The organism is Nakamurella deserti, from assembly GCF_003260015.1.
In the GTDB taxonomy this organism is placed as follows: Bacteria; Actinomycetota; Actinomycetes; order Mycobacteriales; family Nakamurellaceae; genus Nakamurella; species Nakamurella deserti.
Genome location: NZ_QCXS01000003.1, coordinates 677,616 through 700,204, shown reverse-complemented (window position 1 = coordinate 700,204; position 22,589 = coordinate 677,616). Strand labels below are relative to the sequence as shown.

General features: G+C 72.9%; 19 protein-coding genes and 1 riboswitch. Of the genes, 15 read left to right on the top strand and 4 right to left on the bottom strand.

The features are described from left to right. Nucleotides 1-5: 5 nt before the first annotated feature. Both recR and DB033_RS16445 read left to right on the top strand, forming a co-directional pair. Nucleotides 6-605: a recombination mediator RecR gene (recR, locus tag DB033_RS16450; RefSeq protein ID WP_111767967.1), complete on the top strand. Its 600-nt coding sequence runs from the start codon at nucleotides 6-8 to the stop codon at nucleotides 603-605. Between the two features lie 13 nt (nucleotides 606-618). Further along, nucleotides 619-1,191, top strand: a complete 573-nt coding sequence (locus DB033_RS16445; protein WP_240615942.1) for a uridine kinase family protein — start codon at nucleotides 619-621, stop codon at nucleotides 1,189-1,191. 2 nt (nucleotides 1,192-1,193) lie between these two features. On the opposite strand, the gene DB033_RS16440 is transcribed toward DB033_RS16445, so the two are convergent. Both DB033_RS16440 and DB033_RS16435 read right to left on the bottom strand, forming a co-directional pair. Further along, nucleotides 1,194-2,198, bottom strand: coding sequence for a GGDEF domain-containing protein (locus DB033_RS16440; RefSeq protein ID WP_111767966.1), 1,005 nt, complete (start codon nucleotides 2,196-2,198; stop codon nucleotides 1,194-1,196). A 219-nt stretch (nucleotides 2,199-2,417) separates the two neighbouring features. Further along, a complete protein-coding gene (locus tag DB033_RS16435) occupies nucleotides 2,418-2,984 on the bottom strand; it encodes a TetR/AcrR family transcriptional regulator (protein ID WP_111767965.1) in 567 nt (188 codons plus the stop codon). Nucleotides 2,985-3,049: 65 nt separating this feature from the next. Here DB033_RS16435 and DB033_RS16430 point away from each other — a divergent pair, with 65 nt between their 5' ends. After that, entirely contained in the window at nucleotides 3,050-4,294 is a 1,245-nt protein-coding gene (locus DB033_RS16430; protein ID WP_157970739.1) for an MFS transporter, read from the top strand. A 267-nt stretch (nucleotides 4,295-4,561) separates the two neighbouring features. On the opposite strand, the gene DB033_RS16425 is transcribed toward DB033_RS16430, so the two are convergent. After that, nucleotides 4,562-5,752, bottom strand: coding sequence for an MFS transporter (locus DB033_RS16425; protein ID WP_111767963.1), 1,191 nt, complete (start codon nucleotides 5,750-5,752; stop codon nucleotides 4,562-4,564). A gap of 209 nt (nucleotides 5,753-5,961) precedes the next feature. On the opposite strand from DB033_RS16425, the gene DB033_RS16420 reads away from it, so the two are divergent. The 4 genes from DB033_RS16420 to cydC are packed head-to-tail and all read left to right on the top strand — an operon-like array spanning nucleotide 5,962 to nucleotide 11,691. Further along, complete coding sequence (locus tag DB033_RS16420) at nucleotides 5,962-7,398, top strand: cytochrome ubiquinol oxidase subunit I (RefSeq protein ID WP_111767962.1); 1,437 nt, start codon at nucleotides 5,962-5,964, stop codon at nucleotides 7,396-7,398. Between the two features lie 12 nt (nucleotides 7,399-7,410). Continuing rightward, nucleotides 7,411-8,427 (top strand): cytochrome d ubiquinol oxidase subunit II, encoded by a 1,017-nt coding sequence (gene cydB, locus DB033_RS16415; protein ID WP_111767961.1) that lies wholly within the window; start codon nucleotides 7,411-7,413, stop codon nucleotides 8,425-8,427. Nucleotide 8,428: 1 nt separating this feature from the next. After that, complete coding sequence (gene cydD / locus DB033_RS16410) at nucleotides 8,429-10,036, top strand: thiol reductant ABC exporter subunit CydD (RefSeq protein ID WP_111767960.1); 1,608 nt, start codon at nucleotides 8,429-8,431, stop codon at nucleotides 10,034-10,036. After that, on the top strand, nucleotides 10,033-11,691 hold the full coding sequence (gene cydC / locus DB033_RS16405) for a thiol reductant ABC exporter subunit CydC (RefSeq protein WP_111767959.1): 1,659 nt from the start codon (nucleotides 10,033-10,035) through the stop codon (nucleotides 11,689-11,691). The genes cydD and cydC overlap by 4 nt, the downstream gene beginning before the upstream one ends. 63 nt (nucleotides 11,692-11,754) lie before the next feature. On the opposite strand, the gene DB033_RS16400 is transcribed toward cydC, so the two are convergent. Further along, nucleotides 11,755-12,471 carry a TioE family transcriptional regulator gene (locus DB033_RS16400; protein WP_111767958.1) on the bottom strand — a complete coding sequence of 239 codons (717 nt, stop codon included), beginning with the start codon at nucleotides 12,469-12,471 and terminating at the stop codon, nucleotides 11,755-11,757. Nucleotides 12,472-12,530: 59 nt separating this feature from the next. Between DB033_RS16400 and DB033_RS16395 the strand changes: the two genes are divergently transcribed. The 8 genes from DB033_RS16395 to DB033_RS16360 all read left to right on the top strand — a co-directional run bounded on the left by DB033_RS16395 (nucleotide 12,531) and on the right by DB033_RS16360 (nucleotide 22,580). Continuing rightward, on the top strand, nucleotides 12,531-13,715 hold the full coding sequence (locus DB033_RS16395; RefSeq protein WP_111767957.1) for an erythromycin esterase family protein: 1,185 nt from the start codon (nucleotides 12,531-12,533) through the stop codon (nucleotides 13,713-13,715). A 79-nt stretch (nucleotides 13,716-13,794) separates the two neighbouring features. Continuing rightward, nucleotides 13,795-13,911: riboswitch (SAM riboswitch) on the top strand. A 271-nt stretch (nucleotides 13,912-14,182) separates the two neighbouring features. After that, nucleotides 14,183-15,238, top strand: coding sequence for an amino acid ABC transporter permease (locus DB033_RS16390; protein ID WP_111767956.1), 1,056 nt, complete (start codon nucleotides 14,183-14,185; stop codon nucleotides 15,236-15,238). Further along, complete coding sequence (locus DB033_RS16385) at nucleotides 15,235-15,999, top strand: amino acid ABC transporter ATP-binding protein (protein ID WP_111767955.1); 765 nt, start codon at nucleotides 15,235-15,237, stop codon at nucleotides 15,997-15,999. Before DB033_RS16390 ends, DB033_RS16385 begins: the two co-directional genes overlap by 4 nt. A 70-nt stretch (nucleotides 16,000-16,069) precedes the next feature. Next, nucleotides 16,070-17,113 (top strand): ABC transporter substrate-binding protein, encoded by a 1,044-nt coding sequence (locus DB033_RS16380; RefSeq protein WP_111767954.1) that lies wholly within the window; start codon nucleotides 16,070-16,072, stop codon nucleotides 17,111-17,113. Between the two features lie 71 nt (nucleotides 17,114-17,184). After that, nucleotides 17,185-18,309 (top strand): FAD-dependent oxidoreductase, encoded by a 1,125-nt coding sequence (locus tag DB033_RS16375; protein ID WP_111767953.1) that lies wholly within the window; start codon nucleotides 17,185-17,187, stop codon nucleotides 18,307-18,309. A gap of 44 nt (nucleotides 18,310-18,353) precedes the next feature. Then, on the top strand, nucleotides 18,354-19,442 hold the full coding sequence (ssuE, locus tag DB033_RS16370) for an NADPH-dependent FMN reductase (protein WP_111767952.1): 1,089 nt from the start codon (nucleotides 18,354-18,356) through the stop codon (nucleotides 19,440-19,442). Next, nucleotides 19,439-21,472, top strand: a complete 2,034-nt coding sequence (locus DB033_RS16365) for an FAD/NAD(P)-binding protein (RefSeq protein ID WP_111767951.1) — start codon at nucleotides 19,439-19,441, stop codon at nucleotides 21,470-21,472. Before ssuE ends, DB033_RS16365 begins: the two co-directional genes overlap by 4 nt. Next, nucleotides 21,462-22,580: an LLM class flavin-dependent oxidoreductase gene (locus DB033_RS16360; RefSeq protein WP_111767950.1), complete on the top strand. Its 1,119-nt coding sequence runs from the start codon at nucleotides 21,462-21,464 to the stop codon at nucleotides 22,578-22,580. Before DB033_RS16365 ends, DB033_RS16360 begins: the two co-directional genes overlap by 11 nt. Nucleotides 22,581-22,589 lie beyond the last annotated feature (9 nt).

Genomic DNA, 22,589 nt, shown 5'->3' with positions numbered 1-22,589 from the left:
CGTCGGTGTACGAAGGACCGGTCCAGGACCTCATCGACGAGCTCGGCCGACTGCCCGGCATCGGCCCGAAGTCCGCCCAGCGCATCGCGTTCCACCTGCTGACCGTCGATCCCGCCGACCTCACCCGGCTGCAGACGGCGCTGCAGCGGGTCAAGGACGAGGTCAAGTTCTGTGAGCTGTGCGGCAACGTCGCCGAGGGGGCGCTGTGCCGGATCTGCGCCGACCCGCGCCGTGAGGCGGCCGCGATCTGCGTGGTCGAGGAGCCCAAGGACGTCGCCGCCGTCGAGCGCACCCGGGAGTTCCGCGGGAAGTACCACGTGCTCGGCGGGGCCATCTCACCCATCGACGGCATCGGCCCCGAGCAGCTGCGCATCGCGCCGCTGCTCCGTCGGGTCGCCGACGACGTCGTCACCGAGGTCATCATCGCCACCGACCCGAACATGGAGGGCGAGGCGACCGCCACGTACCTGATCCGGCTGTTCAAGAGCTTCCCGGGACTGTCGGTCACCCGGCTGGCGTCCGGGCTGCCGGTCGGCGGCGACCTCGAGTACGCCGACGAGGTCACCCTGGGCCGGGCGTTCTCCGGCCGGACCTCCGTCGGATGAGCCGCCCGCCCGCGTGACCCGGCCGGATCCGCTGGTCGCGCTGACCCTGACGATCCGGTCGGCGGCACCGCGGCTGGGTGCGGTCCGTCTGGTCGCCGTGGACGGACCGTCCGGGTCCGGCAAGACCACCGTCGCCGACCGGCTGCTCCCGGCACTGGCCGCGGCGGGGGAGCGGGTGGCACTGGTCCGCACCGACCACTTCGCCACCTGGGACGAGCCGTTCGACTGGTGGCCGCGCCTGGAGCACGAGGTCCTGGCGCCGGTCGCGGCCGGCCGGCCGGCGGCGTTCCTGGCGATGGACTGGAGCGGCGGCACCCCGGTGCCGCGACGGCCGGTGACGGTGCCGGAGGTGGACGTGCTCGTCCTCGAGGGCGTCTCGGCCGCACGCCGTGCGGTGTCGCAGCGACTGTCGTGCACGGTCTGGGTGGAGCACCCGGACCGGGCGGTGCGCACCGCCCGTGCGGTCGCCCGCGACGGCGACGCGATCCGGGAGCCGTTGCGGCGGTGGCAGGCCGCCGAGGACGCGTGGTTCGCCGCGGACGGCACCCGCGACCGGGCCGACGTCCGGTGGGACGTGGCCGACTGAGGTCAGCGCGGCAGCTGCCCGGTGCGGTTGATGCGCTTCGCCTCGTACATCGCCTCGTCGGCGGCGCGCCAGGCCCCCGGGAACCCGGCGACGACGGTGTACGGCGCGGCGCCGAAGGAGCACGACACCCCGGCCTCCTGCAGCGCCGCCGCCATCCGGTCGACCAGCTTGCCGGCCTGGTCGGGACTCGCTCCGATCATCACCACCCCGAACTCGTCGCCGCCGAGGCGGGCGAGCACGTCGCCCTGCCGGACGGTCGACGCCATCGCGGTGGCGGCCCGCTGGATGTAGCGGTCCCCCTCGTGGTGGCCGAAGGTGTCGTTGACGTACTTCAACCGGTCGAGGTCCATGACGATCACGCAGGCCGGGTCGGCGAACCGCTTGAACCGGTCCTCCTCCTCCTCGAGGAACCGGTCCCAGCCACGTCGGTTGACCAGCCCGGTGAGCGCGTCGGTCTCGGCCTCGATACGGGTGCGCTCGAGGGCCCGCGCCGCGGCCGTCACCGACGTGTCGGCGTCCAGCACCGACGACAGCAGGCTCGACAGCAGTCCGAGCAGCGGTTGCAGCCGCAGCATCGAGTCGTCCTGCGCGGTGGTGGCGAACCCGCAGACGGTGCCGAACAACGCTCCGTCGGGCATCACGATCGGCGTGCCCACGTAGGCCCCGATGGACATCGGCAGCGCCTTCTCCAGCACGTCGTAGGCCCGCACCGCGGAGACGTCCGGCGCGATCTGCGGAGCCCGGCCGGTGGCCATCGGCTCGCACAACGACGCCTCGAAGGGGATCTCCAGTCCGGCCCGCACCGGGTAGTCGGAGCCGCGGACCTCGAGCATGATCTGGCGTCCGTGGGTGACGCGGGTGACCGCCCACATGCCCAGCGGCACCGCGTCCATGAGGTAGTCCACGACCATCGCGCAGGCGCTGTCGAACGCCCGGGCCGGTTGCAGACCCGCCGGGACGGCCGGCGTCGAGACGGAGGGAGCGAGGGGCGCGAGGGTGCTGGTCACCGTCTCAGGGTAGGGCGGCAGGCTGTCGCTCCGACGGCTCTTCGACGCCGTGAGCTGCAGGTTCGCTCGGCAGGCTGACGATGTGTGATCAGATTTCACGCTCCGTCACGGTTCGGGAGACGCTCGGACGCCCGCCGGGGACGTCGTCCCCGGGCCGTCACGGACGGCGAGGACGGACAATCGGGACGGTACGGACGATGGTCGGTGTCGGGCCCGGAGTCAGCCGCCACTGCCGCGGGGGACCGCCGCCGGGGCGGTCGCCTCGGCCTGGCGGACCAGTCGTTCGGTGACCTCGGCCAGCAGCTGCGGGTCGGGGACGGGGATGCCCGCCACCGAGCCGAGGTAGAGGCCGAGCCCCACGAGCCGGATGGTCTGGGCCAGGACCGGGTCGGCGACCTCGGCCAGCAGTGGCTCGTCCCAGCGGTGGAAGCCCGCGACGAGTGCCGCGGCCGCGTCGGGCCCGACGCTGTCGTCGGCGCGGACGGCCGCGATGAGCGCGCTGGTGGACGCCGCCTCGAGCTCGGACGCCGGGAGAGCGAAGTCGAGGAACGCCCGCGCCGCGCTCATCCGCTCCATCCGGGAGGCCATCTGCGCCACGACGTCCGCCTCGGACTCCGCCAGCAGGGCGGCGTACAGCGACTCCTTGTTCTTGAAGTGGTACAGCAGTCCACCCTTGGACAGGCCCGCTTCCGCCGCGACCGCCTCGAGGGTCACCGCGGAGGCGCCGCCCCGGGCGAGGACGGTGCGCAGGGCGTCGATAATTCGCTCGCGGGTCGCGGGGGCCATGACATAGACTGTACCGGCCGGACGGTATATCCCCAGCCTGGTCCCCGGCCGCCAGCGTCGTTGGAGTGTGTCCCGTGTTCGGCCAGTACGTCCGTGTCCTGCAGTTCCCCGGTGCCCTGCTGTTCTCCCTCACCGGCCTCTTCGCCCGTCTGCAGCTGTCGATGGCCGGTATGGGCACCACCCTGCTCGTCGTCGCCGAGCGTGACTCGTACTCCCTCGCCGCGCAGCTCACCGCTCTGTACGCGATCTCCGGGGCGATCATCTCGCCGCTGGTCTCCCGGCGGATCGACCAGTACGGGCAGCACCGCATCGTGCCGCTGCAACTGGCCGTACACGTGCCCGCCATCCTCGGACTCATCCTGGTCGCCACCCTGGACGGGCTGACGCCGCTGTTGTTCGTGCTGGCGTTCGTCGCCGGGTCCTCGCAGTTGTCCGTCGGCGCGCTGATCCGGGCCCGCTGGTCGAAGATCTACACCGGTACCCCGCAGCTGCGCACGGCGTTCGCGATGGAGTCGCTGGTCGACGAGGTCGTGTTCATCGCGGGGCCGCCGCTGGCCACCGTGCTGGCGCTGCAGGTCTTCCCGAGTGCCGCGCTGCTGTTCGCCACCACCGTGCTCGCGGTGGGTTGCACCGTCCTGGTGCTGCAGCGCAGCACCCAGCCGCTGCCCAGCGGCCGGCCCGCGTCCACGACCGGCGGCAACGCGCTCCGGCTGCCCGGGGTCGCGGCGATCACCGGGATCTTCGTGCTGCTCGGTGGGGTGTTCGGCTCGTTCGAGCTCACCACGATCGGGTTCGCGGAGGAGAAGGGCGTCGCGGGCTGGACGGGCGTCCTGCTCGCCGTGTACTCCATCGGCTCGCTGATCGCCGGTTTCGCCTTCGGTGCCCACCAGTTCCGGACGCTGCTGCCCGGCCAGCTGCTCGGGGCCGCCACGCTGCTGGCGGTGGTCAGTGCGCCGCTGGCGCTGATGCACACCCCGGTACTGCTGGGCGCGGCGGCGTTCGTGGCCGGTTTCGCGGTCGCGCCGGTGCTGATCAGCGGGATGAGCCTGATCGAGCACATCGTCCCCGGGAACCGCCTGACCGAGTCGATGACCTGGGTCAGCGGCGGGTTGTCGGTCGGGTTGGCCGGTGGCCTGCTCCTCGCCGGCGCGATCGTGGACACCATGTCGGCCACCACGGCGTACCTGGTCACCTCCGGCTGCGGCGTCGGGGTGTTCGTCGTCGCCTTCCTGGTGCGCCGGCCGTTGCGCCGGGCCTACGACGCGGCATCGGCCGAGACCATCGCCTGGGAGCCCGTCGCCGCGCACTGAACGGCGGCGGACCGACGGTCTGCGGTGCGGTCGGGCGGACTGCCGGTCCACTGCGCTGTGCTGGCGCCGGACCATGACCGGCGCCACCACGGCGACAGCGCGGTCACGATTCCCGTGGACACCGGCCGGACCACGAGCAACGGGATCGCCGCGGCTCCACCCACCGCGGCGACCGGCCGTACGCGCCCGCCGAGCTCGAGCCGCACCCGCCGGACCAGGCGGTCACCCGGGTGACGTGACAACGGTGCGATCCCCGCGGTACCGCGGTCAGTCGCCGGCCCGGACCTCCGGTGACCGCCGCGGGATCCACCGGGCCATCAGTGCCGCGGTCAGGATGCCGACCGCCCCGAAGGTGCCCACGCCGACGCCCAGCGAGGCGACCGCGGTGACGCCGGACAGCACGAGCGGCCCGGCGCCGGCGCCGGAGTCGGCGAGCAACCGCCAGATGCCGAGGAAGCGGGCCCGGTCCGCGGGTGGTGCGAGGTCCGCGCCGAGGGTCATCACCAGCCCCGAGCTGGCGCCGTTCCCGACGCCCATCAGCACACCGACCGCCATCAGGGTGCCGGCGCTGTGGGTGAACGGCACCAGCACATGACCCACCGCCAGGATGGTCATCGCCGGCACCGCGCCGGCCACCCGGCCCCACCGGTCCATCGCCCGGCCAGCCGGATAGAACAGCAACATGTCCACGGCGCCGCTGACGCCGAAGACGACGGCGATGGTGCCCGGTGACAGCCCGATGAACTGCCCCCACAACGGGATCACCACCTGCCGGGTGGCGCGGATCGCGCTGACCAGCAGCACGCCCACACCCAGCGTCGAGAACGTCCGTCGGTGCTCGCGGGCCAGTGCCATGCTGCCGGCGGTGCCGGCGCCGGCGGGGGCGGCGGCGGTCACGTCGGGCGCGAGCAGCAGCACGGCGACGGCGACCACACAGGCGACCAGGTGCACCGCGTACGCCGCCCACAGGCCCGTGTGGGCGACCGCGACGCCGCCGAGGAACGGGCCGACGAACAGCCCGATCCGGTACACCCCGCCGAGGGTGGACATCGCCCGCGCACGCAGCTGGTAGGGGACCGCCTGGGCGACGTAGGCCTGCCGGGCGAGTTGCCAGACCGCCGTGCCCATGCCGGTGGCGAACATGGCGGCGGCGAACGCGGGCAGGTTCGGTGCCCACATGCAGACGACCAGGGCCAGGCAGGTGATGCCGCCGGCGGCGACCATCGCCCGCCGGTCGCCGACTCTCGCGGCCAGTGCACCGGCCGGGAGGTCGGCGACCAGCTGACCGACGCCGGCGATGGCCACCACCAGCGCGGCCTGGGCCGGGTTCGCGCCCAGCCGGGTGGCGGTGATGACCACCACCGGGGCGATGGCGCCCTGGCCGACCGAGAACAGCGCCGGCGGCACGAACGCGGTCAATGCGATCGACCGCAGCGTCACCGGCTCACCGCTCGTCACGCCCGGTCCTCCCGCTCTGTGGCGCAGGCTCGTTCGCGCTGCGAAAGATCCATCCTCGCAGGCGTCGTGGGTGAGTCCCGACGGGGCGTCGCGTGTCCGCTGTGGGGGACCGCGTGGGCGAGGTCCCGGGACCTTGGTCCCTACCGGGCCCCGGCGGCCCGCCGCACGATCGAACCAGCGCCCCCGAACCCCAGGAAGACGGCAGCCCGATGAACCCGGAAGCGATCGCACGCTGGCAGTTCGGCGTGACGACGGTGTTCCATTTCCTCTTCGTCCCCCTCACCATCGGGCTCGCCCCGCTGGTGGCCGTCCTGGAGACCGCCTGGGTGCGCACCGGCAAGGTGAAGTATCTGCGCTCGACGAAGTTCTGGGGGAAGTTGTTCCTCATCAACTTCGCCGTCGGCGTGGTCACCGGCATCGTCCAGGAGTTCCAGTTCGGGATGAACTGGAGCGACTACTCCCGCTTCGTCGGGGACGTGTTCGGCGCGCCGCTGGCCATGGAGGGTCTGCTCGCGTTCTTCCTGGAGTCGGTGTTCCTCGGCCTGTGGATCTTCGGCTGGGGGCGGCTGAAGCCCTGGTTGCACTGCGCGGTGCTGTGGATGGTCAGCCTGGGCACGCTGATGTCGGCCTACTTCATCCTCGCCGCGAACTCCTGGATGCAGAACCCGGTCGGCTACGAGATCGGCCCGGACGGCCGCCCCCGGCTCGACGACATCCTCGCCGTGATGACCAACAAGGTGCAGCTGGTGACGTTCCCGCACACCATGGCGGGCGCGATGATGACCGGCGGTGCGTTGATGTTCGGCATCAGCGCCTGGCAGCTCGCCCGGGGCCGGCACCCGGAGATCTTCCGCGGCAACTTCCGGCTCGGCGCCTGGGTCACCCTGGTCGGCGCCGCCCTCACCGTCGTCACCGGCGACCTCCAGGCCAAGATCATGACCGAGGTGCAGCCGATGAAGATGGCCGCCGCCGAGGCCCTCTACCACACGACGGGTAGCGCCTCCTTCTCCGTCTTCACCTGGGGCAGCCTCGACGGGACGGAGGAATGGTTCAGCCTCCGGGTGCCGAACCTGTTGTCGTTCCTGGCCACCGGCACCTTCACCGGGCAGGTCGAGGGCATCAACGACGTGCAGGCCCAGTACGTCGCCCAGTTCGGTGCCGGCAACTACATCCCGTTCGTCCCGGTCACCTACTGGGGCTTCCGGTTGATGATCGGCTGCGGGATGGCCACCGCCGCCGTCGCGCTGATCGGACTGTGGATCCTGCGGCGGATCCGCAGGACCGGCTGGCAGCCACCGCGCTGGATGTGGTCGGTGATGGTGGTGTCGATGGCGGGCCCGTTCCTGGCCAACAGCTTCGGCTGGATCTTCACCGAGATGGGCCGCCAGCCGTGGTCGGTGTTCGGTCTGCTGAAAACGGCCGACAGCGTCTCGCCGTCGGTCAGCGCCACCGAGATGCTCATCAGCTTCGTGGTTCTCACCTCGCTCTACGCGGTGCTCGCCGTGGTCGACGTCGGACTGATGGTCCGCTACGCCAAGGCCGGGCCGCCGTCGGAGGAACAGGTGCAGTCCTCGATCCAGCCGCCTGCCGGACCGGACGACACCGACCCCGACAGTGCCGACCGTCCACTCGTCTTCGCCTACTGAGGTCCGCTCACCATGACTCTCGTCGACTTCTGGTTCATCCTCATCGCGGTCCTGTGGACCGGCTACTTCTTCCTCGAGGGCTTCGACTTCGGGGTCGGCATGCTGCTGCCGATCCTGGGTCGGGACGAGGTGCACCGCCGGGTGCTGATCAACACCATCGGTCCGCTCTGGGACGGCAACGAGGTCTGGGTGCTGGTCGCCGGCGGCGCCACCTTCGCCGCGTTCCCGATCTGGTACGCCACCATGTTCAGCGGCTTCTATCTGCCGCTGCTGCTCATCCTGGTCGCTCTGATCGTCCGCGCGGTGGCGTTCGAGTTCCGCGGCAAGACCCCGGCGATCGACCCGGTGGTGTGGCGCAGGCGTTGGGACGCCTGCATCGTGTTCGGCTCGTACGTGCCGGCGTTCCTGTGGGGCGTCGCGTTCGCCAACATCGCCCGCGGGCTGCACCTGGACGCCGACCACGAGTACGTCGGCACCGTGTTCGACCTGCTGAACCCGTACGCGCTGCTCGGCGGAGTGACCACGGTCGGGCTGTTCCTGCTGCACGGGGCGGTGTTCGTGTCGCTCAAGACGGTCGGCGACATCCGTGTCGGAGCAACTGTTCTCGCGGTCCGGATCGGGCTGGCGGCCGCGGTCGTCGCCGTGCCGTTCCTGGTGTGGACGCAGGCTCAGCGGGGTACCGACGTCACCCTGCTGCTGTTCGGGCTCGCGGTCGCCGGGGTGCTGGCTGCGATCGGCCTGGTCCGGGCCGGCCGCAGCGGCTGGTCGTTCCTGGCCAACGGCATCGCCATCGCCGCGGTCGTCGGCGGCATCTTCACCGGCATCCATCCCGACGTGCTGCCCGCGCTGGATCCGGCGAACTCGCTGACCACGACCATCGCGGCGTCGTCGCCGTACACGCTGACCGTGATGACCTGGGTGGCCGGCTTCTTCACCCCGGTGGTGATCGCCTACCAGGCCTGGTCGTACTGGGTCTTCCGCAAGCGCATCGGCACGCAGCACATCCCGGTCGCGGTCGGGGCGCACTGAGATGGTCCGCCCGCTGGACCCCCGGCTGCTGCGGCACGCCCGCGCCGCCCGGACGCTGATCGTCGGGTCGGCCCTCGTCGGGACGCTGGGTGCGGCGGCGACGGTGACGATCGCGGTGACACTGGCCGAGCTGATCACCGCGGTGGCCGTCGACCGGGCGGCGCCCGTGGGATGGGCGCTGCCGGTGCTGATCGGGGCCGTGCTGGTCAAGGCGGCCGCGACCTGGGGGACCGAGGCGCTGCCCCGCCGGATCGCGGTGGTGATGGTGAACCAGCTGCGCCGCCGGCTGCTGGACCGGGTGGTCGGGCAGGATCGCGGTTGGCTGACCCGGCAGCACCCCGCCGAGCTCATCCAGCTGGCCACCGCCGGTGTCGGCGGACTGCGCGACTACGCCGCGCGCTACCTCCCGCAGCTCGTGCTGTGCGCGCTCGTGCCGGCCGGCATCGTCGTGTTCCTCGGCTCCACCGACCTGTTGTCGGCCGGGATCGTCGCGGGGACGCTGCCGTTGATCCCGCTGTTCATGGCGCTGGTCGGGCTGCACACCCGCGATCACGCGGCGCGGCAGTGGACGGCGCTCCAGGTGCTCGGCGGTCACTTCCTCGATCTCGTCGCGGGACTGCCGACGCTGAAGGTGTTCTCGCGCTCCCGTTCGCAGGAGGCGGGCGTCCGCGACGCCGGCGACCGCTACCGGACGACCACCCTGACCACCCTGCGGGTGGCGTTCCTGTCGTCGTTGGTGCTGGAGCTCCTGGCCACCATCTCGGTGGCGCTGGTGGCGGTGACCATCGGGCTGCGGCTGTTGCACGGCTCGCTGGACCTGCGTACCGGGCTGGTCGTGCTGCTCGTCGCCCCCGAGGCGTACGCCGCGCTCCGCGCGGTCGGCACCCACTTCCACGCCTCGACCGACGGGCTGGCCGCCGCCGACCGGTTGTTCCGGGTGCTCGAAGCCCCGCTGCCGCCGCGGGGTTTCCGTCCGGTGCCGGCGGGTGACATCGTGGTTTCAGCGCGGCTGCACGGGATCGCGCTGGACCTGGTGGCGCCCACCGGTGTGGTCACCGTGCTGACCGGCCCCAGCGGCAGCGGCAAGTCGAGTGCGCTGTCACTGATTGCCGGGACGGTGCAACCCGAGGCGGGAACGGTGCTGGCGGGCGGGGTTCCGCTCGCCGAGGTGGACCCGGACGGCTGGCGGTCCACGGTGGCGCAGCTGGTGCAGGCACCGCACCTGCGGGCCGGGACGGTGCGGGCCAACGTCACGGCCCTGCGTCCGGACGCCCCGGTCGCCGCGGTGCACGAGGCGCTGTGGTGCGCCGTCGCCGACGAGGTGGTGGCCGGCCTGCCCGACGGGCTCGACACCGTGCTCTCCGAGGGCGCGCCGGAGCTGTCGCAGGGGCAGCGGATGCGGATCGCGCTCGCCCGTACCCTGCTCGCTGACCGGGCGGTGCTGATGCTGGACGAGCCGTCCGCGGCGCTGGACGCGGACACCGAGGCCGAGCTCGTGCGTCGGCTGCCGACGGCGCTCACCGGCCGGACAGTGATGCTGGCCTCGCACCGGGAGGCGTTGTGGGCGCTGGGTTCCCGGGTGGACATCGGCGGGATGGTGGCGGCGTGATCGCGGTCCTGCGGATGGTGCGGCCGGCCTGGCGGCGGCTCGGGTGGGCGTTGGTGCTGGCGGTGCTGTCCACCGCGGCCGGGGTGGCGTTGCTCGCCGTGTCGGCCTGGCTGATCACCCGGGCCGCGGGGATGCCGCCGGTGCTGACCCTGATGGTGGCCATCGTCGGGGTGCGCGCGTTCGGGATCGGCCGTGCGGTGTTCCGCTACTCCGAGCGGCTGGTGGCGCACGACGCGGCGCTGCGGGCCCTCGTCGAGGTGCGGGTCCGGCTGTACGCCGGATTGGAACGGGTGGCGCCGCAGACGTTCTGGGGGACCGGTGATCTGCTGCGGCGGGTGACCGCCGATGTCGACGCGGTCGGTGACCTGATCCTGCGCGGCTGGTTGCCGCTGGTGTCGGGGACGGTGGTGCTGGCCGGTGCGGTCGGGCTGCTCGCGCTGCTGTCGCCGGCGGCGGCCCTCGCGGTGCTCGCGGCGGCGCTGATCGCCCTGGTCGTTTCTGTGGTCGCGGCCCGCCGCAGCGTGGCGCTGGAGGCCGCGGTCGAAGAGCTGCAGTCGACGCGGACCCGGATCGTCACCGAAACCCTTCAGGCCGCGTCGGATCCCGAGGTGCTGCTCGACGACTGGCGCGACGGCCTCGACCGGACCGATCGCCACGAGGAGCGGCTGGCGGCCGCTCTCGGACGGTGGTCCGGGGCGGCGTCGGCGGCGACGGTGGCGGCGTTCGGGCTGGCGGTGACTGCGTCGTGGTGGCTGGGGGAGCGGGCCGGCGTCGGCGGTGAGGCGCTGGCCGTGGTGGTGTTGCTGCCGTTGGCCCTGACCGACGTGGCGCTGACCCTGCCGGTGGCGCTGACGGCGCTGGTCCGGGGTCGTGCGGCGGCCGGTCGGCTGCTCGAGGTGATCGGGTCCGGCGAGGTGGTCGCGGACGTGCCCGCGGTACGGCCGACGTCCATCGACGTGCGGGGACTGACCGTGCAGTGGCCCGGTCGCGACGAACCGGTGGTGGAGGACGTGGATCTCCGGCTGAGGCCCGGTCGGCGCATCGCCGTGGTGGGGCCCAGTGGCTCGGGCAAGTCGACGTTGCTGGCGGCGCTGCTCGGGTTCGCGCCGGTCACCGGCGGGACGATCGAGGTCGACGGGGCGACGGACGGACACGCGGCGCGCCGGACGGCGATGTCGCTGTGCGACCAGCAGGCGTACCTGTTCGACTCCACAATCGCCGAGAACGTCCGGCTGGCCCGCGCCGACGCCACCGACGCCGAGGTCGCCGCCGCGCTGCACGCGGCCCGGTTGGGCGACTGGATCGCGGGGCTGCCGGCCGGGATGCACACCCGCGTCGGCCATCTCGGCGCGATGATCTCCGGCGGCCAACGGCAGCGGGTGGCGTTCGCCCGGGCGCTGCTGGCCGGACGGCCCTACCTACTGCTCGACGAGCCGACCGCCGGGCTGGACGCCGCGACCGGCCGCCGGCTGATCGACGACATGCTCGCCGCATCGGCGGAGGTCTGCGTCGTGCTGGTCACCCACGACCGCGACCTGCTGGCCGGCTTCGACGAGGTGCTGACGCTCGGGGGCCGTCGGGCGCCACTGACTCCCGCCCGGGAAGCGTGCGGACCTGGTGGCCGGGGGTGGCTCCCGGCTGCGGTGTCACGCTGACTCGGGGCGGATCACTCTCACCGGCGAGAGAAATCCGCCCGAGAAGGCCTGACACGAAACGCCTCAGGCGCCGGGCAGACCGTCGAGGTGGGCGTCCAGCGCGGCGGCGCCGCGCAACATCGCCCGGCCCCGCGCCGCCAGCCGGGCGTTCCAGTCGTCGAGCATCGCGGCGAGCGGCTCGACCCCGCCGGCCGCACGGACCTGGGCGACGACGGGGGCGATCCGGTCCAGCCGGTATCCGCCGCGGCGCAGCTGGTGCGCGAGCTGCGCGTCGCGGACGTCCGCCGGCCCGTAGACCCGGTAGCCCGTCCGTGGGTCCCGGTGGGGCCGGACCACGCCGGCCCGCTCCCACTGGCGCAGCGTCGCGGGTTGCAGGCCGAGCCGCCGCGCGAGGGGGCCGACGAAGGTGTCGCCCGTCGTGGCCGGCGCGGGATCCACGTCGCGCAGCGCGGATTCGACGGCCCGAAGGGTCCGGCGGTCGTCGAGCAGCTGGGCGTGGCTCTCGTCGATGATCCGCAGCGCGAGGTCGACGTCCCCCCGGGTGACCGCCTGCAGGACGGCGGTCGCCGTCCGGTGTCCGTGGCCCGGGACGAGGGCCACGAACGCCCGCAGCGCCCCGGCGTGCACCTCCGTGTAGACGCGGTGACCGTGCGGCGACCGGACCGCCGCAGGCAGGATGCCCGCCGCCTCGTAGTTGCGCACGGTCTGCGCCGACAACCCGTGGGAGCGCCCCAGGTCGACCGGCCGCTGCCGGTCGGTGCTTTGAGGTCTGCCGGTCAACGACCTGCCCGTTCCTGAGCCGAAGTCTCACTCGGGTGTTCAACGATACCGTTGAAGGGATGACCGATCCGCACCTCCCCGTCCATCCGCTGGATGCCGCCGCGGCGCTGACCCTGTTCCCCGCCCCGCCCCGGGTGCTCGCCCTCGGTGAACCCACCCACGGCTCCGAGGTCCTCCTGGAGCTCCGCAACGACCTGTTCCGCGATCTCGTCGCCACCGCCGACTACCGGACCATCGCGCTGGAGACCGACTGTCTCAACGGTCTCCTCGTCGACGACCACGTCACCACCGGAGCCGGCGACCTCGACGACGTGATGGCCCGCGGCTTCAGCCACGGCTGGGGAGCGTCCCCGGCGAACCGCGAACTCGTCAGGTGGTTGCGGGAGGTCAACCGCGACCGACCCGCCGACGACCTGGTCCGTTTCGCCGGCTTCGACGGACCGCTGGAGATGGCGGCCGCGTCGAGTCCCCGGTGCGCCCTCGAACCCTTGCACCGCTTCCTCGCGCACCACCTGGGTGACGATCGGATGCCCTGTCCTGTCGAGCTCCTGGGCGAACTGGTCGGACCGGACGATCGCTGGACGGACCCGGCCGCGATGTACGACCCGGCGCGGTCGATCGGCGGATCCACCGACGTCGCCCGGTTGCGGGTGATCGCCGACGACCTCGTCGCCCTGCTGGAGGCCGAACGACCGGGCCTGCGGTCGACGTCGTCCGGGCGGGAGGTGGAGCGGGCCGAGCTCCGGGCCCGCTCGGCGGTGGGGCTGCTGCGGTATCACGCCGCGATGGCCACTCCGGCCGGCGACCGGCTCCAGCGGCTGTGCGCCCTGCGGGACGCGATGATGGCCGCGGAACTCCTCGCGCTGGCCGCCCGCGGTCCGGTGTTCGTCCACGCCCACAACAGCCATCTGCAGCGCACGGCCAGCACCATGAGCATGGGCGGCCCGCCGTTCTCCTGGTGGGGCGCCGGCGCTGTCGTCGCCTCGCATCTCGGCACCGACTACGGACACCTGGCCGGTGCGGTCGGCACGGTCCGGGCCCACGGTGTGGACGTTCCGGCGCCGGACACGCTCGAGGGGCTGCTGCACGCCGTGCCGACGGGGAGGTTCCTGATCGACGCCCGTTCGTTGTCGGACGCCACGGCCGGTCCGCCGGCCCGGGTGTCGCCGTGGTTCGGCTACGCCCCGCTGGATCCTGCGCAGCTGGACACCGTCGACGGCGTGGTCTTCGCCCGGGACGCCTGAGCGCGGCCGTTCTCGCCCCCATCCGTGACTCCTACCACCTCGGTTGCATTTGACGGCAGCTCGACGTAGCGTCATCCCCGGTCACGAGTTCCAGCGATCAGCTCCGGCTTGCTGGGCAGCAACCCTCCCTCCGCGGTGGGGTGCTCCGGATGAGGACCTGGCGGCACCGCAGCAGCGGTCACCGCAAGCGCGGGCAGCTCGACTGCCCCGAACGGGAGGGCAGGATCGTGGGCGCGTCACCCTGCACCTGCGGCGGCGGTCCGGTGCGCTACCCGCGCTTCCGGCTGCACCTCGACCTCGGACGGCTGAGCTCGTCCCTGTGTCCCGCCATCCGGGTCTGACCGATCCCCCGCGTCCGCTCCCGCGGACGACCCCCGCCGTTCCCCGCACCCGAACGGTGGCGCACCTCCGAGCCAGTCCCGTGCGCACGTCGCACGGCGTCCCCGCACACCATCCGAAGGCATCCCATGACGACCCTGTCGACCCCATCCGGCGTGGCCGCGACTCCCGGCCCGCCATCCGCACCGCCGCGGCCGGAACCGAGACCGGCCCCCCGTGACATCGAGATCCGTTACAGCACCATCGATGTCGACGCCCTGACGGTGGCCCGGCGGTGGCACCCATGGCGCTGGATCGCCACCGCCGCGGTGCTGGTGCTCGGCGCCCAGTTCGTGCACGGCCTGGCCACCAACGAGACCTGGGACTGGCCCACCTTCGGCGAGTACATCGTCAAGGACTCAATCCTGCGGGCGCTCGGGCTCACCCTGGAGCTGACGCTCTACGCGGTGGCCATCGGGTTCGTGGCCGGCATCGGCATCGCCGCGGCCCGGCTCTCCCGGATCCCGCTGCTGAAAGCCGTGTCCTGGGTGTTCGTCTGGGCCTTCCGCAGTATCCCGCTGCCGGTGCAGATCCTGTTCTGGTTCAACATCTCGGTGCTCTACAAGACGCTGAGTCTGGGGATCCCCTTCGGGCCGTCGTTCTTCGATTTCTCGGTGCGCAGCCTGTTCTCGCCGTTCACCGCCGCGGTCATCGCCCTTTCGCTGCACCAGGCCGCCTACGCGGCCGAGATCATCCGGGCCGGCATCATCTCCGTCGATCCCGGCCAGACCGAAGCGGCGGCGTCCCTGGGCATCCCGCGGCGCCGGCAGTTCTTCGCGATCGTCCTGCCGCAGGCGATGCGGGCGATCGTGCCCAACGCCACCAACGAGGTCATCGGGATGGTCAAGTCCACCTCGCTGCTGGCGGCCGTGGCGGTGGCCGACCTGTTCTACCAGGTGCAGGTCATCCTGGGCCGCAACGGCCGGGTCATCGCCCTGCTGATGGTGGCGACGGTCTGGTACATCGCGGTCACCACCGTGTTGACGGTCGCCCAGTTCTACGTCGAGCGGTACTTCGCCCGCGGGTCGTCGCGGCACCTGCCCCCGACGCCGCTGCAGCGACTGCGGACGAAGGTCGGCCATCTGGTGTTCCTGGCCCGGCAGGCGCGACCGGGCCGCGAACGAGACGCGGAGGCGGCGTCATGACCGCGCCGGCGCTGGAGATCAAGGGCGTCCACAAGGCCTTCGGCGCCCACGAGGTGCTCAGGGGCGTCGACCTGACCGTCCGGGCCGGCGAGGTCACGGTCATCCTGGGCCCGTCCGGCTCGGGCAAGTCGACGCTGCTGCGGGTGATCAACCACCTGGAGCCCGCCGAGCGCGGCGTGGTGCTGGTCGACGGTGAGCTGATCGGCTACCGGCTGGACGGCACGACGCTGCACCGGCTGAGCGAGAAGCAGATCCTGAAGCAGCGCTCGGCCATCGGCTTCGTGTTCCAGAACTTCAACCTCTTCGCGCACCGCACGGTCCTGCAGAACGTCATCGAGGCGCCGGTCTCGGCGCAGGGCCGGCCGCGGCGGGAGGTGGAGGCGGAGGCCCGGGAGTTGCTCGCCCAGGTCGGCCTGTCCGACAAGTTGCACGCCTACCCGCGGCAGCTCTCCGGCGGCCAGCAGCAGCGGGTGGCCATCGCCCGGGCCCTGGCGCTGCGGCCCACGGTCATCCTGTTCGACGAGCCGACGTCGGCCTTGGACCCGGAGCTGGTGGGTGACGTGCTCGCCGTCATCAGCGATCTCGCCGCCCGGGGCATCACCCTGGTCGTCGTCACGCACGAGATCGGCTTCGCCCGGCAGGTCGCCGACACCGTCGTCTTCCTCGACGAGGGCGTCATCGTCGAACAGGGCCCGCCCACCGAGGTTCTCGATCACCCGCGCGAGCCACGCACGCTCGCGTTCCTCTCCAGGGTTCTCTGACCTGATCAGCCTCCCCGCGAGCTCCCGCGGGGTCACCCCGGCGGCTGCGGCCGCCCCCGAAAGGAATCCCATGTCTCCCCGCTCCCGACGACCGCTCGCGTGGATCTCGGCCCTGGTGGCCGTCACCCTGGCGACCAGCGCCTGCGGCAGCTCCACCGGGACCGCCGCCGACGGCGACGCCGCGGCCAGCACCGTCGCCGCCGGCGCCATCGCACCCGCCGCCGACGAGTCGTCCGTCCCGCCCGCCGGTGGTGGCGTCAGCTTCGACCTCAGCCCCGAACAGGCGGGCCGGGTCACCGTCGCCGCCGTTCCCGAGATCGCCGCCCTGGTCCCGGCCGAGATCCGCGACAAGGGCACCCTGGTGGTCACCGGCTCGGCCGGCACCGCCCCGCCACTGCGCTTCTACGCCACCGACGACACCACGATCATCGGTAGCGAGGTGGACATCGCGTACCTCCTCGGTGACGTCCTCGGGCTGGATGTCCAGATCCAGGCGGCCGACTGGGCACAGAACTTCGTCAGGGTCGATTCCGGCGAGGTCGACGCCTTCATCTCCAACGTCACCGTCACCGAGGAGCGCAAGGAGAAGTACGACTTCGCCACCTACCGCCTGGACAACCTCGCCTTCGAGGCCCGCGCGGACAGCACCGTCACGATCACGAAACCGGCTGATGTGGCCGGACTCTCGATCGCCGTCGGTTCGGGGACGAACCAGGAGGCGCTGTTGGTGAAGTGGAACGAGGAGAACGTCGCCGCCGGTCTGGAGGCGGCCGACATCCAGTACTACCAGAACGCCACCGACTACTACCTGGCGCTGTCGTCGGGCCGGATCGACCTGTACTTCGGTCCGAGTCCGACCGCGGAGTACCACGCCGCGGTGACCGGCGAGACGAAGGTGGTGGGCCGCTTCTCCGGGGCAGGCGATGCGCTGCAGGGCAAGATCGCCACCCTGACCCTGAAGGGCAACGGTCTGGCCGAGGCACTGCAGGCGGCCATCGACCACACTCTCGCCGACGGCAGCTACCAGCGGGTGCTCGACCGCTGGGCCATCAGCAGCGAGGCCGTCCCGTCGTCGGAGCTCAACCCGCAGGGACTGCCGAAGACGACCGGCTGACCATCCGTTCCGGCCCGCTCCGGCCCCGGACCACCGGGGCCGGAGCATCCCCATCGATCGAGGACCTCCCGATGACCAGCACCCTCCCGTCCACCGGACCCCGCGTCGCCGTCGTCGGCGCCGGCGTCATGGGGTCCGCCGCCGCCTGGGCACTCACCCGGCGCGGCGCCCGGGTGGTGCTGTTCGAGCAGTTCGGACCCCGTCACCGGCGGGGTGCCTCGCACGGCAGCTCGCGGATCTTCCGGCACGGCTACCCGGAGCCGTCCTACGTCGCACTCGCCGCCCGGTCCCTGGACCTCTGGCACGCCCTCGAGCGGGACTCCCGCACCGCGCTGCTCACCCTCACCGCCGCCGTCGACCACGGTGATCCCGCCGCGCTGGACACCCGCGCGGCGGCGCTGTCCGAGGCCGGCCTGGAACACCGCATCCTGTCACCGGCCGAGGCGGCGCAGCGCTGGCCCGGGCTGCGCTTCGACACTGCCGCACTGGTGCACACCGCGGCGGGGCGGCTGCACGCCGACCGTGCGGTGGCCGCGTTCCAGCGGGTGGCGGGCTCCCACGGCGCCGATCTCCGTTTCGACACCCCGGTCGTCGCGGTGGACATCGACGACGACCGCGCCCGCGTCCGCACCGCTGCCGGCAGCGAGCGGTTCGACGCCGTGGTCACCGCCCCCGGCGCCTGGGCGGCCGACCTGCTGGCCGGTCTCGTCCCGCTACCGGCGCTGCGCACCACCCAGGAGCAGCCGGCCCACTTCCGACCGCTCGACCCGGCGCTGCCGTGGCCGTCGTTCGTGCACCATCCCGGTGGCGAGTGGACCGGGGAGGGCATCTACGGACTGGGGTCCGACGACGGCGTCAAGGTCGGCGAGCACGCCACCGGACCCGGGGTTCACCCGGACACCCGTGATTTCGTGCCCGACCCGGCCGGGGTGCAGCGGCTGGTCGAGTACACCCGGCGTTGGCTGCCCGGTGTCGACCCCGCCTCCGCCGAGCCGCTCACGTGTCTGTACACCTGTACGCCCGACCACGATTTCGTGGTCGACCGGCACGGGCCGCTGACCGTCGCCGCCGGGTTCTCCGGACACGGCTTCAAATTCGCCCCGGCCATCGGCGAGATCCTCGCCGACGTCGCCCTGGGCGCCGGCGCCCCGCCCCGCTTCCGGTTCGACCGGCCGCTGCCGGCCGCCGTCGGCTGACCCGTCCCCACCCAGCACACCGACCACCGAACACGAGGAACACCATGGCCCGCATACTCTCGATCTCCGGCAGCCCGCAGACCCCGTCCCGCACCGACGGTGTGCTGGCCTACGTGGGCCGCCGGTTGACCGGCCGCGGCCACGAGGTCGAGGTGCTGTCGCTGCGCGACCTGCCGCCGGGACCGTTGCTGTCGGCGGACCTGTCGGATCCGACGATCGCAGCGGCGGTGGCCCGGGTGGTCGACGCGGACGCGGTGGTCATCGGGTCGCCGGTCTACAAGGCCGCCTACTCCGGTTTGCTCAAGACGTTCCTGGATCTGCTGCCGCAGTTCGCGCTCTCGGGCAAGGTGCTGCTGCCGGTGGTCACCGGCGGCTCACCGGCCCACGTGCTCGCCGTGGACTACGCGCTGCGGCCGGTGCTGGCCAGTATGAACCCGGCGCACGTCGGGGCCGGCTGGTTCGTCGCGGCGAGCCAGGTCAGGCTCTACCCGGACGGCGGGGTGCTCCTCGACCCCCTCGCCGCCCGCCCGCTCGACGACGTGGTCGACGCCTTCACCACCACCATCGAGCTGCTCGGCGACGCGCACCGGGGCGCGACCGCCCCCGGGCGCCCGCGCACCGGCCCGGCCGAGATCGTCGTGTCCGACGTGCATCTCACCGATCCGGCGGCGGCACCCCTGCTCGCCGACCTCGTCGTCGAGTACGGCACCCGCTACGGCCGCGACGCCACCGCTGAGTTCGACCGGTTCCCGGCCGCCGACTTCGCCGCGCCGGACGGCAGCTTCGTGCTGCTGCGCCGCAACGGCGAGACCGTCGCCGGCGGGGCCATCCGCCGTTACGACGGCCAGACCGCCGAGGTCAAGCGGGTCTGGACGGCACCCAGGTTCCGCCGCCAGGGGCTGGCCCGCCGCGTCCTCGTCGAGTTGGAACGCCGCGCCGCCGATCTCGGCTACCGCCGGCTCTACCTGACCACCGGCCCCCGCCAGCCCGAGGCCGCCGGTCTGTACCTCGCCGCCGGTTACACCCCGCTCTACGACCGGACCGCCGATCCCGAGACCGTCGGCAAGCACCCGTTCGCCAAGGCCCTTGAGGTGCCCGCCGCCCCGGTGGTCCTCGCCGAGCGGGCCTCGTGACCGCCACTCTCGTCTTCGTCGGGGCCGGCCCACGGACCACCTCGCTGCTGGAGCGCCTGGCGGCGAGCAGCGACGAGCTGCTCGGTGGCCGGCCGGTCGACATCCACGTCGTCGACCCGTATCCGCCCGGCGGGGGCCGGATCTGGCGGCGCGCGCAGTCGCCGCTGCTGTGGATGAACTCCACCGCGGCCGACGTGACGATGTACCCGGACGCGTCCGTGCAGCTGGCCGGCCCACTCGTCACCGGACCCAGCCTGGCCGAGTGGGTCGGCGGGCCGGGGGCGGGCATCCTCACCGCCGAGGGCGTCGACCCGTCGGCGATCCCGCGCTCGCCCGCTGACTTCTCCTCCCGCGAGGTGCAGTCGGCGTACCTGTCCTGGGTGTTCGACCGGGCCGTCGCCGCGCTGCCCGCCACCGTCTCGGTGACCACGCACCGCGCGCGGGTGACCGCGGTCGACGAGCTCTCCGGCGACCGGCAGCGGGTGAGCCTGTCCGACGGCCTGGTCATCGCCGCCGACGTCGTGGTGCAGGCCCAGGGCTACCTCGACCGGACGCCGACCGACGAACAGGCCGACCTGCAGGCCGCCGCCGCGTCACGGGGCCTGCGCTACGTCCCGCCCGGTTACACCGCCGACCTCGACCTCGACGACGTGCGACCCGGGGAGGCGGTCGTCGTCCGCGGCTTCGGGCTGGCCTTCGTCGACCTGATGGTGCTGCTGGCCGAACACCGCGGGGGTCGCTTCGCCGACGGCGCGGACGGGTCGCTCACCTACCACCCGAGCGGCGCGGAACCGGTGCTGTACGTGGGTTCCCGCCGCGGCGTTCCCTACCACGCCAAGCTCGGCTACGTGGACCTCGGGGCGCCGCCCACCCCACCGCGCTACCTCACCCCGCGGGCGGTCGAGCAGATCTTCGCCGCGACCGGCGGGCTGGATTACGACCGCTACCTGTGGCCGCTGCTGGTGCGGGAGCTGCACCACGCCCACTACGCCCGGCTGTTCCGCGCCCACCCGGACCGGGTGACCGGCGACTGGGACGCCTGCGAACGGCTCCTCGCCGCCGCCGATCTCGGGTCGGCGGCATACGCGGCGGCGATCGGCGCACTGGTTCCGGATCCGGCCGACCGCTTCGACCTCCACGCCCTGGACCGGCCCCTGGCCGGCGAGACCTTCGACGGAGCGGAGGCGCTGGAACAGCGGCTGCGCCGCTACATCCGGGCCGATCTCGACCGCCGGGCCGATCCGCGGCACTCCGCCGACCTCGCGGTGTTCAACGCCCTCCTCAGCGTCTACGGCGTCATCGGCCGCGCGGTGGCCGGCGGGAGGATCGGTGCCGCTGACCGCATCCGGCGGATCGAGGGCGACCTGCACGGCCTGTTCTCGTTCATCGCCAGCGGTCCGCCGCCCCGGCGGCTGGCCGAGCTGCTGGCCCTCAACGCCGCCGGCCTGGTGCGCTTCCTCGGACCCGATCTGCAGGTCGAGCTGCTCGACGACCGTTTCGTCGCCCACAGTCCCGCGGTGCCCGGCGTCCGGGTTCCGGCCCGGGTGTTCATCGAGGGCCGGTTGCCCCGTCCGGATGTCGCGTCCGCGACCGATCCGCTGATCCGGTCGCTGCTGGCCGCCGGCCAGCTCGCCGTCGAGCCGGTAGCCGCGACCGGGGCCGCGACCCCGGTCGCGGGTGGGCAGTTGCTCGCCGACGGTCTCGGCCGGGCGAAACGCGCCGACGGCACCTTCCATCCGCGGCGGTTCCTGCTCGGCCCATCGGTCAGCGGTTCGCTGGGCTCCGCCGGTTTCAGCCGCCCGGGGTACAACTCGCCGTTCCTGCGGCAGAACGACGCCGTCGCCCGGCACCTGCTCGCACTGCTGCGCGCGGCCGCTGGCGCCACGGCCGCCACTCCCACCGCCGTCGCTGGCGGCGCCCCGACCGACCCGCCCGAGCGGGCGGCCGACATCCACCCGTTCCGGACCCGGCGACCGGCCGCGGCTCGCCCCCACGCCCACGACAGAATCGAGAACCGCCATGCCCGTTGACTTCCTCGGCATCGGAGCCACCCACGACGGCACCGAGATCTCGCCGCGCAGCGGCGCCGCCTTCGACCGCTCGTACACCGTCCGACTGGCCCGGGCGCACGAGGAGAACGGCTGGGATCGGCTGTTGTTCGCCTATTCGTCGAGTTCTCCGGACCCGTCGCAGGCGGCGGCGCTGGTCGCCGCCGACACCGACGCCATCCGCCTGGTCGTCGCGCACCGGCCCAACGTCTCGGCGCCCACCTACGCCGCCACGTCGCTGGCCACTCTCGACCAGGCCAGCGGTGGCCGGGTCCAGATCCACATCATCACCGGCGGTTCCACCGCCGACCAGGCCGCCGAGGGCGACCACCTGCCCAAGGACGAGCGCTACGACCGCACCCGCGAGTACATCCGGATCCTCAAGAAGGCCTGGACCTCGCCGACACCGTTCGACCATGTGGGTCGGCACTACCGGATCCAGAACTTCGTCTCCGACGTCCCGCCCGCCACCCAGCCGCGGCCGTTGATCTCCTTCGGCGGTTCGTCCGCCGCGGCCTACACGGTCGGCGGTGCGGAGGCCGACGTCTTCGCCCTGTGGGGTGAGCCGCTGGCCGGTACCCGTGAGCAGATCGCCTCGGTCGACGCCGCCGCGGCCGCCGCCGGCCGCGCCGATCGACCGGCCATTCAGGTCGCCTTCCGGCCGATCATCGCGCCGACCCGGGCGGCGGCCGAGGACAAGGCGCACCGCATTCTCGACCGGCTGCGCGACGCCCCCCGCGGCCGTCCGGGCGCTCCCGAGAACGCGGGATCGCAGCGGCTTCTCGTCCAGGCCGGCGCCGCGGACCGGCATGACCGCGCGCTGTGGACGTCGACCGCCGCCGCGACCGGCGGCGCGGGCAACTCGACCGCGCTGGTCGGCACCCCCGAGGTGGTGGCTGCGGCGCTGCTGGACTACTACGACCTGGGGGTGCGGCACTTCAGTGCCCGCGGCTACGACCTGCTCACCGACGCTGTCGAGTTCGGCCGCGAGGTGATCCCGCTGGTCAAGGCGGAGGTCGCCCGCCGGGAGGCCGACAATGCCCGTCAGGACCGGTTCGTCGCCGCCGCCAGCGCCTTCGCGCTGGCCTGACACGATCGA